This window comes from Dokdonella sp. (genome assembly GCF_019634815.1).
GTDB lineage: Bacteria > Pseudomonadota > Gammaproteobacteria > Xanthomonadales > Rhodanobacteraceae > Dokdonella_A.
Map to the genome: position 1 here is coordinate 13,105 of NZ_JAHCAP010000017.1, position 15,781 is coordinate 28,885.

The 15,781-nt window shown below is 64.4% G+C and carries 8 protein-coding genes; 3 read left to right on the forward strand and 5 right to left on the reverse strand.

Annotated elements, in window-relative coordinates:
- Nucleotides 1-81 precede the first annotated feature (81 nt).
- Nucleotides 82-576, reverse strand: coding sequence for a hypothetical protein (locus tag KF759_RS09585; RefSeq protein WP_291224883.1), 495 nt, complete (start codon nucleotides 574-576; stop codon nucleotides 82-84).
- A gap of 74 nt (nucleotides 577-650) precedes the next feature.
- A complete protein-coding gene (locus tag KF759_RS09590; protein ID WP_291224885.1) occupies nucleotides 651-1,823 on the reverse strand; it encodes a thiolase family protein in 1,173 nt (390 codons plus the stop codon).
- A gap of 177 nt (nucleotides 1,824-2,000) precedes the next feature.
- Between KF759_RS09590 and KF759_RS09595 the strand changes: the two genes are divergently transcribed.
- Nucleotides 2,001-5,795, forward strand: a complete 3,795-nt coding sequence (locus tag KF759_RS09595; protein WP_291224886.1) for a two-component regulator propeller domain-containing protein — start codon at nucleotides 2,001-2,003, stop codon at nucleotides 5,793-5,795.
- Between the two features lie 18 nt (nucleotides 5,796-5,813).
- On the opposite strand, the gene KF759_RS09600 is transcribed toward KF759_RS09595, so the two are convergent.
- Both KF759_RS09600 and KF759_RS09605 read right to left on the reverse strand, forming a co-directional pair.
- The gene (locus KF759_RS09600; protein ID WP_291224888.1) at nucleotides 5,814-7,343 is read right to left on the reverse strand and encodes a DUF3369 domain-containing protein; all 1,530 of its coding nucleotides are present in this window, start codon (nucleotides 7,341-7,343) and stop codon (nucleotides 5,814-5,816) included.
- Between the two features lie 91 nt (nucleotides 7,344-7,434).
- Nucleotides 7,435-8,592 carry an isovaleryl-CoA dehydrogenase gene (locus KF759_RS09605; protein ID WP_291224890.1) on the reverse strand — a complete coding sequence of 386 codons (1,158 nt, stop codon included), beginning with the start codon at nucleotides 8,590-8,592 and terminating at the stop codon, nucleotides 7,435-7,437.
- 206 nt (nucleotides 8,593-8,798) lie between these two features.
- Here KF759_RS09605 and KF759_RS09610 point away from each other — a divergent pair, with 206 nt between their 5' ends.
- Complete coding sequence (locus KF759_RS09610; protein ID WP_291224892.1) at nucleotides 8,799-10,658, forward strand: M20/M25/M40 family metallo-hydrolase; 1,860 nt, start codon at nucleotides 8,799-8,801, stop codon at nucleotides 10,656-10,658.
- Between the two features lie 84 nt (nucleotides 10,659-10,742).
- Here the strand turns inward: KF759_RS09610 and KF759_RS09615 are convergent, their stop codons facing one another.
- A complete protein-coding gene (locus KF759_RS09615; RefSeq protein WP_291224894.1) occupies nucleotides 10,743-11,846 on the reverse strand; it encodes a Glu/Leu/Phe/Val dehydrogenase dimerization domain-containing protein in 1,104 nt (367 codons plus the stop codon).
- Nucleotides 11,847-12,113: 267 nt separating this feature from the next.
- On the opposite strand from KF759_RS09615, the gene KF759_RS09620 reads away from it, so the two are divergent.
- A complete protein-coding gene (locus tag KF759_RS09620) occupies nucleotides 12,114-15,776 on the forward strand; it encodes a methylmalonyl-CoA mutase family protein (RefSeq protein ID WP_291224895.1) in 3,663 nt (1,220 codons plus the stop codon).
- The last annotated feature ends 5 nt before the right edge of the window (nucleotides 15,777-15,781 follow it).

A 15,781-nucleotide genomic window follows, 5' to 3' on the forward strand; every position in this document is an offset into this window, starting at 1 on the left:
GCGCCGTTGACGTCATCGCAAGGGTCGAAAAAGACATCGGCCGCGAATGCGGCCGATGCGGGTGCAAGGATGACGCGCGCTTCAGTGCTTTTCGCTGTGCGCCGCTTCGGTCGCGGCATCCTTGGCGTTCTTGGCGGTTTCGGCGACATCCTTGCCAACTTCCTTGGCGCCTTCCTTGATCTCGTGGCCGGCGGCCTTGGCAGCATCGACTGCGGCAGCTGCGCCTTCCTTGACGGCCGTGCCGGCTTCGTGGGCGGCATCCTTGGCAGCGTCGACGGCATTGCCGGCGGCTTCCTTGGCCTTGTCGGCGGCGTTCTGGGTCGCTTCGGTGGCGGCCGCATGGGCATCGGAGACTGCTTGCTTGGTGGCATCGGCAGCGTCGTTGACGGCAGTCTGCGCGGCAGTGACAGCGGCGGCGGCATCGGCCTTGGCCTTCTCTGCGGCAGCTTGCGCATCGGCCTTGGCCTTTTCAACGGCGGCGGCGGCTTCCTGGGCCTTCTGTTGCGTGTCGTCGCTGCAAGCGGACAGCGCGATGGCGAGCGCAGCAGCAATGGCGAGCGGCTTGAGGTGCTTCATGTGCGTGGGTTCCTCGTTGGATGACCGCGCCGGGATGGCACGGCCTTGAATCAGCAAGCAGGAGCGAAAACGGTTCAGGTCAATTCGATTGCGATCGCGGTGGCCTCGCCGCCGCCGATGCACAGCGAGGCGACACCGCGCTTGCCACCGCGCTGGATCAGCGCATGCAGCAAGGTGACCACGAGACGTGCGCCGGATGCGCCAATGGGATGGCCAAGTGCGCAAGCGCCGCCATTGACGTTGAGCTTGTCGTGCGGGACACCCAGTTCCTTCACGGGCGCCATCGCCACCACCGCAAAGGCCTCGTTGATTTCGAACAGATCGACGTCGCCGACTTTCCAGCCGGCCTTGTCGAGCACCGCCTTGATCGCGCCGATCGGCGCGGTGGTGAACCATTCCGGGTCGTGCGCGTTGGTGGCGTGGGCAACGATGCGCGCCAGTGGCTTGATGCCGCGCTTGCCCGCTTCTTCGGCGCTCATCAACACGGCGGCCGCGGCACCGTCGGAAATGCTCGACGAACTGGCCGCGGTCACGGTGCCGTCCTTGGAGAAGGCCGGCTTGAGCGTGGGGATCTTGGCGGGATCGGATTTGCCGGGCTGCTCGTCGGTCGTGTATTCGACCTCGCCCTTGCGGGTGGACACTTTCACCGCAACGATTTCGCTGGCGAACGCGCCGGATGCGATCGCAGCTTGCGCGCGCTTGACCGATTCGGCCGCGAATGCATCCTGCTGCTCCCGCGTGAAATCAAGCTTGCGGGCGGTGGCGTCCGCGAATACACCCATCGACTGGCCATCGTAGGGATTGGTCAGACCATCCCAGGCCATGTGATCGACCAGCTTGCCCTCGCCGTAGCGAATGCCGGTGCGCGCCGCGACCATGTGCGGGGCGTTGGTCATCGACTCCATGCCGCCGGCGACAACCACGCTGGCCGAACCGGCCTTGATCAGGTCGTGGCCGAGCATGATCGCCTTCATTCCCGAGCCGCAGACCTTGTTGATCGTGGTGCAGCCGGCGCTCTTGGGCAGGCCGGCCGCGAGCGCCGCCTGGCGCGCAGGAGCCTGCCCGAGATTGGCCGGCAGCACGCAACCCATGATCACCTCGTTGACATCACCTGCGGCAACGCCGCCGTGTTCGAGCGCGGCCTTGATCGCGGTCGCGCCAAGCGTGGGGGTGGGCACGCCGGTGAACTGGCCGAGCATGGAGCCGATGGCGGTACGTTTGGCACCGACGATGACGATATCGGTCATGGAATCCTCCGGTAGGAACAGGTGGGCAGGCGCGACTGCGCAGGTGGAACGCCGATTATGCGCGCACTGTTGCAACGCGACAAACCGGGGTGGCTTGTTGCCTGCCGGGCAAGGGACTAGCCTCGACGCATGGGGGGCAGGGGCTGGCATTGGCGTGGTTCGAAGACGTGGCGGGTCGTGCTTGCGGCCGGCTTGTGCCTGATTGCGGCCAGCGCGGTCGCGGACCAGATTCCGGGCATCGAGCGCATCCGCTTCCGCACCTACACGACGGTCAATGGCCTGCCACAGCCGACGATACGGGCAATTGCCCAGGACATCACGGGATTCCTCTGGGTCGGTACCCAGGACGGTCTCGCCCGTTTCGACGGCTATACCTTCAAGGTCTATCGCCACGACCGCAACGACCCGTGGTCGCTGTCAGCCAACCATGTCACGGCACTGGCGGCCGACGAGGATGGCAGCCTGTGGATCGGCACCCAGGCCGGCTTCAATCATTACGATCCCGATCTGGACCGCTTCACTGCGCGCTACGCCGATCCGACGCACACCGACGCACTCGCATCGAACAATGTGACTGCGCTGGCGCTGGATAGCCAGCGGCGCTTGTGGGTGGCGAGCACGGGGGGACGGCTGCAATGGCTGGATCGCGCCAGCGGCAGCTTGCACGACTCCGGCCTAGGCGAGCGCGCGCCCTTCCGCATGGTGCGCACGATGCGGGAACTGCAGGACAAGAGCCTGCTGCTGGGAACCCTCGATGGTGTCTGGCGCTTCGATCCGGCTGCCAGGACTTTCGTTGAATGGCGCGATGCAGCGGGTGCCTCGCTGGATGTCTATGCACTGGCCCAAGGTGACGATGGCAGCGTGTGGATAGGCACGGCAGAGGCCGGGCTTTACCGGTTTTCGGCAACAGGCAGCATGCTGGCGCATTACGAGCGCAATGGTGGCAACGCAGATGCCGATGAAGGTTTGCACGACAACGCCGTGCGCGCCTTGTTGTTCGACCGCGAAGGCGGTTTGTGGATTGCCGGCAATGCGCGCGGCCTGGCCCGCATGGATCCATCGAGCGGGCGCTTTGACCACTATGCCCACGATGCGGGGCGACCTCAGACGGTGGGCGCAAATCGCTTGTGGAGCCTGTATCTGGACCGCAATGGGCTGTTGATCGTCGGCTCCTGGGTCAATGGTTTCAGCGTGCATGATCCGCGCACGCGCAGCTTCACCCAGATCGATGCCGTGCCGGGCGACACACGGACCTTGCCCGCACGCCCGGTCAAGACGGTTTACGCCGATCGTGACGGGACGCTGTGGATGGGCGTGCTCGAAGGCGGCGGGCTCGTCCATCTCGATCCGGCGCGTGGCGTGCTGCAGCGTTACACGCACGATCCGAAGCGCGCGGACAGCCTGTCGCACAATTTCGTCCAGTACGTGACACGGGCCCGCAATGGTGGACTGTGGGTGGCGACCAATGGAGGAGGCATCAACTGGATGCAGCCCGGTCGCGATTCGTTCGAACACATTCGCCACGACCCCGCCAATCCCGACAGCCTGGCTTCGGACAATGTCCTGAGTCTGGTCGAAGGCCGCGACGGTACCTTGTGGGTCGGCACTGCCGACCGTGGTCTGGACGAGCGCTGCGCCGGGTGCAGCGCGTTCCGCCACCATGTCCACGATGTCGCAGACAGCGGCAGCATCGCCAGCGATTACGTCACCATCGTCCATGAAACCCGCGCGGGCGAATTGTGGACGGGAGGTCCGGCGGGCCTTGGGCACTACAACCGGGCCAGCGAGCGCTTTGTGCGTTACCAATCCAATCGCGATGATCCGCGCTCGCTGGGAGCCGATTTCACCACCACGATCTTCGACGACAGTCATGGCAACCTGTGGGTCGGCACGCAGGGAGCCGGCCTCAATCAGTTGATCATCGAGGGGTCCGGGCGTGTGCGATTCGAAACCTTCGATACGCATTCAGGCCTCGCCGCCGATGCCGCCGGCGCGATCGTCGAGGACGCAAGCGGCAACCTTTGGACAAGTACGACCGTCGGCATCAGCCGCATCGACCCGAATCGACATGTGATCAATTTCGGTCGCCAGGATGGCGCGCAGGATCTGGGTTACTGGATCAATTCCTCGGCACGCCTGCCCGACGGACGCATCATCTTCGGTGGTTTGGCCGGTGCTACGTTGTTTGATCCGACCAGGGTGATGCCGCCGCCGGTGCCAACGCCACTGGTCACGGGGCTTCTGGTGCAGAACGAGCCAGCCAAGCTGCAATGGCAAGTGGCGAATGCGCCCTTGGCAACCAGCTTGTGGCGGGGCCATGCCGCGTCGCTGGCCCACGATGGCAGCAGCGTCACCTTCGAGTTCGGCGCGCTCGATTTTTTCGCCGCCGAATCGATCCGATACGCCTACCAGCTCGAAGGGCATGACCGCCAATGGATCGAAACGCCGTCCAACCGGCGCTTGGCGACCTATACCGACCTTGCGCCCGGCCGCTACACCTTTCGCGTGCGGGCGCGGCAGAGCGACGCGGACTGGAGCGAACCGTCGCCGGCGATCGACGTGGTCGTCCACCCGGCATTCTGGGAATCGCCGCTTGCCTATCTTTTGTACACGCTGATGGCAATGGCGACGTTCGCCCTTGCGGGACATCAGGTGCGTGCCGGAATGCGGCGAAGACACGCGGTCCAGGAGTCGATCCGTCTCAGCGAAGAGCGCCTCAAGCTTGCCTTGTGGGGTAGCGGAAGCGAAATGTGGGATGTCGATTTGCGCAGCGGAATCATGCGCCGCGACAATCAGTTGCAACACTTGGCGGTGTCGCACGAAACGACCAATCAAAGTCTCGTTGGCTATCGTCCGTTCGTGCATCCCGAAGACGTCCAGCGGTTCGAGGATGCATTCGCAACCCATCTGCGCGGCCAGAGCGAGGCATTCGAGGCGAGCTACCGCACGCCCAACAAGGCGCACGAATGGGTCTGGGTGCTCACGCGCGGAAGAGTGGTCGAGCGTGCCGCCGACGGGCACGCCTTGCGCATGAGCGGTACCACCTCCGACATCAACGCGCTCAATCAGGCACTGGCCGCCCTGCGTACGCTCAACGAACAACTCGAATCACGGGTCGAGCAGCGTACCGCCGCGCTGCAAAGCGCGAATACCGAGCTGCGCAGCACGCTCGAACGCCTCACCTTGACGCAACGGCAACTGCTGGAGTCGGAAAAGTTGGCTTCGCTTGGCGGGCTGGTCGCCGGCATTGCCCACGAAATCAACACACCGCTGGGAATCGGCGTGACGGCGGCTTCGCATCTGCAGGAGCTGGCGCGCGGGCTGTCGCGTCGGGTCGAGTCCGGTTCGGTCAGTGATGCCGATCTGCAGGAATTCCAGCAGGGTGCGCGGGAAAGCGCCGACATCATCCTGCGCAACCTGCGGCGTGCCGATCGACTGGTGCGCAGCTTCAAGCAGGTCGCGGTCGACCAGTCCAACGAGGACCGGCGCGTGATCGATCTGGGCGCGAATCTCGACGAAATCCTCACCACGCTGGGCCCAAGCCTGAAGAAGACGCCGCACCGGATCCAGCTCGACTGTGCTCCGGGACTGATTGTCGAAACAGCGGCGGGCGCGCTATACCAGATCGTGTCCAATCTGGTGATGAATTCGCTCACGCATGCCTTCGAAGACGGGCGCGCGGGCACGATCGACCTGCGGGCATGGCGCGAGGGTGGCGAGCTGTGCATCCAGTACGGGGACAACGGCATCGGCATGGACGAGGCGATCCGCGAACGGATTTTCGAGCCGTTCTTCACCACCCGCCGTGGCCAGGGTGGTTCCGGGCTCGGATTGCACATCGTCTACAACCTGGTCACCCAGGTTCTGCTCGGCAGCATCCAATGCAGCAGTGCGCCGGGGCAGGGCGCGCAATTCCTGATTCGCTTTCCCGCCGTCGTGGCGCGCAATCAGCCACCCGGCGGCTCGGGCTGACGGAGATCCGGATGCGGCTCAGTCCGGCAATTCCCGGCGCAGGGCGAGTGCGGCGTCCCAATTCTCGAGCAGGGCATCGACGATCGCCGGATCGAACTTGCGCCCGCTCTGCTCGAGCATGTGTGCACGGATCTGGGCTTCGGGCCACGGTTGCTTGTAACAGCGGCGACTGCCCAGCGCATCGAAAACATCGGCCACCATCGTCAGACGGCCGGAGATCGGAATGTCGGCGCCGCCGAGACCGTGGGGATAGCCGCTGCCGTCCCAGTTTTCGTGATGGGTGGCGGCGATCTCGGCCGCCAGACGCAGTAGCGGCCGGTTGGAACCCGAGAGCATGCGCGCACCGATCTGCGCGTGCGTGCGCATGATCGCGATCTCCTCGATCGTGTGCAGGCCCGGCTTGTTGAGGATCGTGTCGGGAATGCCGATCTTGCCGATGTCGTGCAGCGGCGCTGCATGGAGCAGCAATTCGCAGGTCGCCGCCGGCAGGCCCATATGCCGGCCGAGCAATTCGGTGAGCAGGCCAACGCGGCGCACATGCTGGGCGGTCTCCTGCGAGCGGGTCTCGGCGGCGCCGGCCAGCAGGATCACCATCTCCAGTTGCGATGACAGCAGCACATCATTGAGATGGAGGTTTTCGTAGGCGATGGCGAGATTGGAGGCGAACATTTCGAGCAGCTTGAGATCGAGCGCCGACATCGGCGGCGCCTGACTGGCGAACAGCAGCGTTTCGCTGCGTGCGCTGTTGCTGAAATGCAGCACGAAATGATCCTGCTCGAAGCAATGGGTCCGTTCGCGCAAGGCGCGCTCGAGACTGGCGGCAATCGGCTGTGGCAAGCTGCGCCGCGCGTCGCTGTCGACCAGCCCACGGAAGGCTCCGCTGGTGGCGGTGATGCGCAATGGTGCAGATGCCTTCGCCTGTGCGTCGTCGATGGCGCAATACAGTGCGCCATGTTCGATGTTGCTGAATTGCCCGATCCGTTCGAGCACGGTGTCGGCGAATTCGCGCACGCTGCGCTGAGCGAACACCCGCGCCGAACCGTCGATGACGTGTTCAAGTCCGACGCGATGCGCCTCGATCGCGCGCATGTCGCGGTAGGCGCGTAGCGCCGAGTACATGGTGGTCGCCAGACGCGACGCGGTGAGCTCGGTCTTCTCCTTGTAGTCATTGATGTCATAGGCAGCGATGACCTCGTGCTCAGGGGCCTGTCCGGCCTGTCCGGTGCGCAGCACGATGCGTACAAAGGGGTTGCGCAGTTCTTCGCGGATGCTGCGCACGAGGCCGAGCCCGGCCTGTTCGGATTCCATCACCACGTCGAGCAGCACAACCGCGACATCCGCGTGCCTGGCGAGCATTTCGCGCGCCTGGGCCGCGCTGAATGCGCTGAGGAATTCAAGGCTGCGCTCGGCGAAGCGGAAGCCGCCAAGAACCAGCCGGGTGACCTCGTGAACCTCGGGCTCGTCATCGACGACGAGCACCTTCCACGGCGGCGCCGCGACGCGAACGTCGGATGGGGAAATGCGCAGATTTTCGATCACCGTTCCCACGCGCAGCCCCCTTGCTGCTGGTGGATGCGGTCAGCCTACTCCGATGGGAGCACTCTGCAAGCGGGCACGGCGCCGTGGCCGGGTCAAGCGCTCAGGATTTGCCGTGAAACAGCTCGCGGCCGATCAGCATCTGGCGGATTTCATTGGTGCCGGCGCCGATTTCGTAAAGTTTTGCATCGCGCAGGATGCGGCCGGTCGGAAACTCGTTGATGTAGCCGTTGCCGCCCAGTGACTGGATCGCTTCCAGCGCCACCTTTACGGCGTTGCGCGAAGCGTGCAGCAGGCAGGATGCCGGATCGATGCGTGACTTGATGCCGGCATCGTAATTCTGCGCCACCGTATAGGCGTAGGCGCGCGAGGATTGCAGCATCGTGTACATGTCGGCGACCTTGGCCTGCATGATCTCGAAGGTGCCGATCGGCGCGTTGAACTGCTTGCGCTCGCGCACATAGGGCAGGGTGATGTCGAGCGCGGCCTGCATCAGGCCGATCGGGCCGCCCGAGAGCACGAGGCGTTCGGTGTCAAGTCCGCTCATCAAGACGCGCACGCCCTCGTTGACCTCGCCGATGCGGTTCTCGTCGGGGATTTCACAGTTGTCGAACACCAGTTCGCAGGTGTTGGAGCCGCGCATGCCGAGCTTGTCGAGCTTCTGCGCGGTGGAGAATCCCTTCATGCCCTTCTCGACCAGGAATGCGGTCATGCAGCGGCTGCCTGCGGGACGATGCGCGGTGCGCATGTAGACCAGCAGCACGTCGGCATCGGGGCCGTTGGTGATCCACATCTTGCTGCCGTTGGCGATCCAGCGATTGCCCTTGAGTTCGGCACGGCAGGCCATCGAACCGACCACGTCCGAACCCGCGCCCGGCTCGCTCATCGCCAAGGCCCCGACGAATTCGCCGCTGCACAGCTTGGGCAGGTACTTCTGCTTCTGCGCGGGGCTGGCATTGTGGAAGATGTTGTTGATGCACAGGTTGGAGTGCGCGCCGTAGGACAGGCCGACCGACCCGGATGCGCGCGAAATCTCCTCCATTGCCACCAGATGGGCGAGATAGCCCATGTCCGAGCCTCCGTATTCGCCGGCCACGGTGATGCCGAGCAGGCCCATTTCGCCGAACTTGCGCCACAGGTCGGCGGGAAAGGCGTTGTCACGATCGATCAGATCGGCGCGCGGCGCGATTTCCTTGTCGGCGAAGGCGCGCACGGTTTCGCGCAGCAGGTCGAGCTCTTCTCCAAGCGGGAACGGGCGCATGGCGTGAAACCTCGTGCAGATGGTCAATGTCCGCGGCCGGCCGCCGCACAGGTTGCGAACTGTGCCATATCCGGCCCCGCCCGCGCAGGCGAACATGCGGCTGCCCGAATCTGGCGGATGCGGCACGCGGGGAAGCGGGGCGATCGTGTAGGATCGCGCAGCAAACCGCTCGCGGGTTTGCAATGCCAAATTCCCGGGGACCCCGTATGAAACCCATTCATGCCAGCGCAGCGGCGCTGCTTGCGCTTGTGAGTACGTTTTCGCTTGCTGCCGATCGCGCGGTCGTGCCGGCCTCGCATGAGGTCTATGTCGTGACCTCTCCGGAAACCCATCGCGGAATCCTCCCCCGCGCACAGGATGCACAGTTTCGCCGCAATGCCTCGGGTGCGCCGCTGGTACTCGCGCGCATGGATGCCGATGCGATCGAGGCCCTGGTGCAACACGTGCACGAGAACGAGCAGCGCTGTGGCGGCTTCTTTGCCTTTGATACTTTGCGGGAGGCCGAAGCCTTTCTGGCCGACGATCGCAGCGCCCAGGCGCAGACCCTGCCGCTGGGCGGGATCTACACGATCGACAACCACGCCAGCGTCGATCCCTGGCTCGATCAGGTCGGCGAGGCCAACATCCGCGGCACGATCCAGACCCTGTCGGCCTTCCGCAATCGCTACTACACGAGCAGCTACGGGACCCAGGCTGCGCAGTGGATCGGCGACCAGTGGCAGGCCCTGGCCGCGGGTCGCAGTGACGTGAGCGTGGAACTGTTCACCGCCTGTGGCAATTGCGGCGGTCAGCCGTCGGTGATCATGACCCTCGCCGGCAACGAGCTTGCCAACGAGGTCGTGGTGATCGGCGGCCACCTTGATTCGACCAGCAGCAGTGGCGGGGGCAACGAGCGGATCGCGCCGGGCGCCGATGATGATGCCTCGGGCATCGCCACCATCACCGAAGTCGCGCGCATTGCGCTCGCGAGCGGCTGGAAGCCCAAGCGCACGATCAAGTTCATGGGCTACGCGGCCGAAGAGGTTGGCCTGCGCGGCTCGACGGCGATCGCGGCGCAATACCAGGCCGACGGCGTCAACGTGGTGGGCGTGCTGCAACTGGACATGACCAACTACAAGGACGGCGCGCCCTACGACATGCAGCTGATCAGCGACAATTCGAATGCCGACCTCAAGACCTATTTCGGCGAGTTGTTCGCGGCCTATCTCGCGCCGCGTGGTCTGGTACTCAGCGATCTGGCCTGTGGTTATGGCTGCTCCGACCACGCATCATGGACGGCCGAGGGGTATCCGGCGGCGATGATGTTCGAGGCGGGCAAGCCGCGCAATCCCAATGATCCCTGGGACCTCGGGGACTTCCCGTACATCCACACCACCGGCGACACACTCGCCAACATGGGCAACTCGGCGATCCACAGCCTCAAGTTCGCGCAGTTCGGCCTCGCCTTCATCGGCGAGCTCGGCAAGACCCATGTCGGTTCGACCAACCAGGCGCCCACCGCGGCTTTCAGCGTTCTGGCCAATGGCATGAGCGTGCAGTTCACCGATGCTTCGAGCGATACCGACGGCACGATCGTTTCACGGCAGTGGGATTTCGGTGACGGCAGCACCTCGACCCAAACCAATCCGCTCAAGGCCTATGCCGCGGTCGGCACCTACCAGGTCGCGCTGACCGTGACCGATGACGGTGGCCTGCCCAACCTGCACAGCGAGTCGATCGCGGTCGACAATGGCGTGGTTGCGCTGGCCAATGGGGTCACGCATGCGGGGGTCGCGGCGCTGCAGGATGCCGATCAGGAATTCACGCTGGCGGTACCGCCCGGCCAGACGCGTCTGGAATTCTCGCTCGCGGGTACCCCGGGCGAGGATCCCGACCTCACGGTATCCCTGAATGGCAGCGTCGTGTGCACGTCGGAATCGGCGGGTGCGAACGAGACTTGCGTGATCGATTCGCCGGCAGCCGGCAGCTGGCATGCGAGCGTGCATGCCGCGTCCGCACTCGGCGGATTTTCGATCATCGGCAGTTTCGATGCGCTCGATCGCATCTTTGCCGACGCCTTCGAATGACGAACGAGGCCCACTTTCGCGGGCCTCGCGTGGACGGCTTGCTGCATCCGGCCACGGACGAATCCGTCGCCGTGCTTGCGGGGTTTACTGGCCGCGCATGCGGCCGAGGAAGCGCGGGCCGTTGTTGCCCATGCTCGGCAGCTTGATCTTGCCGATGGCGCTGATGCGCTCTTCGGCCATGCGATCGGCGGCCTTGTAGCTGGGAATGCCATCGCGCTTGGCGATCTGGAAGATGCGACCGACGTTGTAGTAGATCGTGCGCATCATGCGCATCGCGCGTTCGCGGTTGTAGCCGTCGATCTCGAGCGAGACGTTCATCACGCCGCCGGCGTTGACGGCGTAATCAGGCGCATAGAGCACGCCGCGCTTGTTCAGCTCGTCGCCGATCGAATCGTCGGCGAGCTGGTTGTTGGCGGCGCCGCAGATGATCTTGGCCTTGATGCGATCGATGGTCTTGGTGTTGAGCGTGCCGCCCAGTGCGCAGGGGCTGTAGACATCGGCGTCGACATCGTAGATCTCGTCGAGCCCGACCGCGGTGCAGCCGTGTTCGTCGACCGCGCTCTGCACGCGGTCCTTGTGGATGTCGGTGACGAACACCTTGGCGCCCTGTTCACGCAGCAGCTTGACGAATTCCATGCCGACGTGGCCCAGGCCCTGCACGGCGAAGCTGCGCTTGCCGATTTCCTCGTTGCCGTATTGGTGATTGAGTGCCGCCATCAGGCCCTGCAGCGTGCCGAAGGCGGTGAACGGCGAGGGATCGCCCGAGCCGCCGTGCACCTGATGCACGCCGGTGACAAATTCGGTTTCGCGGAACACGTATTCCATGTCGTTGACGTCGATGCCGACGTCCTCGGCAGTGATGTAGCGGCCGCTGAGCGTATTGACGAAACGTCCGAACGCGCGGAACAGCGCCTCGGACTTGTCCTTGCTCGGGTCACCGATGATCACCGCCTTGCCGCCGCCGAGGTTGAGGCCGGCGACGGCATTCTTGTAGGTCATGCCGCGCGACAGGCGCAGCACGTCGTTGAGCGCTTCCTCCTCGCTCTTGTACGGCCACATGCGCAGGCCACCGAGGGCAGGGCCGAGCACGCTGTTGTGAATGGCGATGATCGCCTTGAGACCGGCGTCCTTGCTGTGGCAAAAGACGACCTGCTCGTGGCCGGTGTTGGCGAGGGTTTCGAAAATCATGGCAACTCCTGCGGGCCCGCGGTGCCTGCGAAGCGCGATGGTGAGGCGGGCGTGTGGTGGAAAAACCAGTGGTGGAACGGACGCAATGCAGCCGGATCTGCCGGCAAGGGCGCGTAGTGTAGTCGCGCCGGCAGCGGCGGGACAGTGCGCGGTGCAGCACTGACGCAAGGCGGGGGCATGGCCGATCCGAGGCGCGGCGGGGATCGGCGCATCGTTGTAAAATCAGGGTTCCGCGCGCAGCAAATGCCCTCAGCGAGACGCCATTTCATGAGCATCCCCGCCACTTCCGTAGCCGCTCCCGCGACCGAGCAGCGTCCGCTGCGCTTCGTCACTGCCGCCAGCCTGTTCGATGGGCATGATGCCGCGATCAACATCATGCGCCGCCTGATCCAGGCGCAGGGCGCCGAAGTCGTGCACCTTGGCCACAACCGCGCGGTGGAAGACGTGGTGCGTGCGGCATTGCAGGAAGACGCCGATGCGATCGCGCTGTCCTCGTATCAGGGCGGCCACGTTGAATACTTCAAGTACATGGTCGACATGCTCAAGCAGCGTGGCGCCGGGCATGTGCGCGTGTTCGGCGGCGGTGGCGGCACGATCACGCCCGAGGAAATCCGCGAACTGCAAGACTACGGCGTAGAGCGCATCTACCACCCCAATGACGGCATGCACATGGGTCTGGTGCACATGATCGAGGACGTGGTCGCGCGTGCCGGGCGCAATCGCGATGGCGCAGGCGGCAAGGCGGCAACGTCGATGGTGCAGGTCGACGTCGATGACGAGATCGCGGTCGGGCGCATGCTCAGTGCAATCGAGAACGGCGCCTTCTCCGAAGCCGAACTTTCCTTGCTGCGCAAGGGTTGGGCTGCGCGACGCCCGGATTCGCGTTCGACGACGCCGGTCGTGGGTGTCACCGGCACCGGCGGCGCCGGCAAGTCGAGCGTGGTCGATGAGCTCCTGTTGCGCTTCCTGCATGCGTTTCCGCAGATGCGCATCGCGGTACTCGCGGTCGATCCGACCCGTCGCCGTTCGGGCGGCGCCCTGCTCGGCGATCGCATCCGCATGAACGCCTTGCGCAGCCATCGCGTGTTCATGCGTTCGATGGCCACGCGCCGCCAACATGCGGCGACCAACGTGATGCTCAAGGACTGCATCGCCTTCCTCAAGGCGCAGGCCTTCGATCTGGTGCTGGTCGAAACGGCGGGCATTGGCCAGTCGGATTCGGAGATCGTCGACCTCGTCGATTTTCCGGTCTACGTGATGACCAGCGATTACGGCGCGGCCTCGCAGCTGGAAAAGATCGACATGCTCGACTTCGCCGAGTTGATCGTGCTCAACAAGTACGATCGCCGCGGCGCCGAGGATGCGCTGCGCGATGTGCGCAAGCAGTGGAAGCGCAATCACGTTGCCTTCAAGACCGCCGACGAGGACGTGCCGGTCTATCCGACCATCGCCAGTCAGTTCAACGATCCCGGCGTGACCTGGATGTTTGTCAATCTCTGCCGCCTGTTGCGCGAAAAATTGGGCCGGGTTCATCTTTCGGACGCGGCGACGGGCGGGGCGGGGAGTGGGTCGAAAATCGACTCCGATGCCATGTCTTCACGTTGCGACCTCGATCCGCAGCTCGACACCGCGCTGAAGGAACCGCGCGCGACCGTGCTGATCCCCGGCAGTCGCGTGCGCTATCTCGCCGAGATCGCCGAGCAGGGCCGCGCGATCAACGCCGGCATCGAGAAACAGGCCGAGGCCGCCGACCGCGCGCAAGCGTTCTGGCAGGCGCTGCACGAGCTGGGTGATGCGCAATTGCCCAAGGCGCTCGACCTCTACGATGCGGGCGCTCTCGCGGAGCGGAGCGTGCTCTGCTCCGATGCTGCGGGAAGCAGCGGAGCAAGCTCCGCTCTACCGGGTCCTGTGGACCGCAGCCTGCTGATTCTGCGCCAGCGCTACAACGACGCGGTGCAGGCGCTGACCAGCGAAAACCTCAAGCTTCTGCGCGAATGGCCTTCGCGGCTGAAGTCGATCACCGACCAGGTCAACGAGTACGAGGTGCGTGGCAAGGCGATCAAGGTCGAGAACTACCGCGAGTCGCTTTCGCATCAGCAGATCCCCAAGATCGCCGCGCCGAGCTACAAGTCCTGGGGCGAATTGCTGACCTTCCTCGGCAAGGAAAACCTGCCCGGCGCCTATCCCTACACCGGGGGCGTCTATCCGTATCGGCGCAGCGGCGAGGATCCGATCCGCATGTTCGCCGGCGAAGGCACGCCCGAGCGCACCAATCGCCGCTTCCACTACCTCAGCCAGGGCCTGCCTGCGGCGCGACTTTCGACCGCGTTCGACAGCGTGACGCTGTATGGCGAGGATCCCGCGCCGCGCCCCGACATCTACGGCAAGATCGGCAATTCGGGCGTCAACGTGCCCACGCTCGATGACATGAAGAAGCTCTATTCGGGCTTCGATCTGTGCGCCCCGACCACCTCGGTGTCGATGACGATCAACGGTCCCGCACCGATGATCCTCGCGATGTTCATGAACACCGCGATCGACCAGCAGGTGGAGAAATATCTCAAGGCCGATCCGGCGCGCTGGGCCGCGGCACAGCAGAAGATCGCGAGCCTGTTCGCCGGCCGCGAGCAGCCGCGCTATCACGGCGAGCTGCCGAACGGCAACGATGGCCTTGGCCTCGCCCTGCTCGGCGTCACCGGCGATCAAATCGTCGATGCAGCGACCTATGCGCAGATCAAGGCGCAGACGCTGTCGACCGTGCGCGGCACGGTGCAGGCCGACATTCTCAAGGAAGACCAGGCGCAAAACACCTGCATCTTCTCCACCGAGTTCGCGCTGCGCATGATGGGCGACATCCAGCAGTATTTCATCGACCACAAGGTGCGCAATTTCTACTCGGTGTCGATCTCGGGTTATCACATTGCCGAGGCCGGTGCGAACCCGATCAGCCAGCTCGCCTTCACGCTCTCCAACGGTCTCACCATCGTCGAGTATTACCTCGCGCGCGGCATGCACATCGACGATTTTGCGCCCAATCTGTCGTTCTTCTTCAGCAACGGCATGGATCCGGAGTACACCGTGATCGGGCGCGTCGCGCGGCGCATCTGGGCGCGCGCAATGCGCGAACGCTATGGCGCCAACGAACGCAGCCAGATGATGAAGTACCACATCCAGACTTCGGGGCGCTCGCTGCACGCGCAGGAAATCCAGTTCAACGACATCCGCACCACGTTGCAGGCGCTGTATGCGCTGTTCGACAACTGCAACAGCCTGCACACCAATGCCTACGACGAGGCGATCACCACGCCGACCGAGGAAAGCGTACGCCGCGCGGTCGCGATCCAGATGATCATCAACAAGGAGCTCGGGCTCAACTTCTGCGAAAACCCCTGGCAGGGCAGTTTCATCGTCGACAAGCTCACCGACATCGTCGAGGAAGCCGTCTACAGGGAATTCGAGGCGATCAGCGAGCGCGGCGGCGTGCTTGGCGCGATGGACACCATGTACCAGCGCGGCAAGATCCAGGAAGAAAGCCTCTACTACGAACACAAGAAGCACGATGGCAGTCTGCCCCTGGTCGGCGTCAACACCTTTCTCGGTAAGGACGGTCATTCCGATGTTGCCACCGAGATCGAGCTGATCCGTTCGACCGAAGAAGAGAAGACGCAGCAGATCACCAACGTGCGCGCGTGGCAGGGTAATCGCAATCCGCTGGCGCCAGCGGGCGAGACTTCACGCGGGCATGGCGCCGATGTCGACGAGGCCGATACCGATGCCCACGACGGGCATGGCTTGCGCTATTTGCAGGAGACCGCGCGTGCGCGCCGCAACGTGTTCGAGTCGCTGATGGAAGCGGTCAAGACCCACAGTCTCGGCCAGATCAGCCATGCGCTCTACGACGTCGGCGGCGAGTACCGGCGCAACATGTGAGGCGC

Bases quoted from the DNA above. Each gene is read 5' to 3' on its own strand.
- KF759_RS09620 (WP_291224895.1), top strand. From the start codon at position 12,114: ATGAGCATCCCCGCCACTTCCGTAGCCGCTCCCGCGACCGAGCAGCGT.
- KF759_RS09605 (WP_291224890.1), bottom strand. From the start codon at position 8,592: ATGCGCCCGTTCCCGCTTGGAGAAGAGCTCGACCTGCTGCGCGAAACC.
- KF759_RS09585 (WP_291224883.1), bottom strand. From the start codon at position 576: ATGAAGCACCTCAAGCCGCTCGCCATTGCTGCTGCGCTCGCCATCGCG.
- KF759_RS09615 (WP_291224894.1), bottom strand. From the start codon at position 11,846: ATGATTTTCGAAACCCTCGCCAACACCGGCCACGAGCAGGTCGTCTTT.
- KF759_RS09590 (WP_291224885.1), bottom strand. From the start codon at position 1,823: ATGACCGATATCGTCATCGTCGGTGCCAAACGTACCGCCATCGGCTCC.
- KF759_RS09610 (WP_291224892.1), top strand. From the start codon at position 8,799: ATGAAACCCATTCATGCCAGCGCAGCGGCGCTGCTTGCGCTTGTGAGT.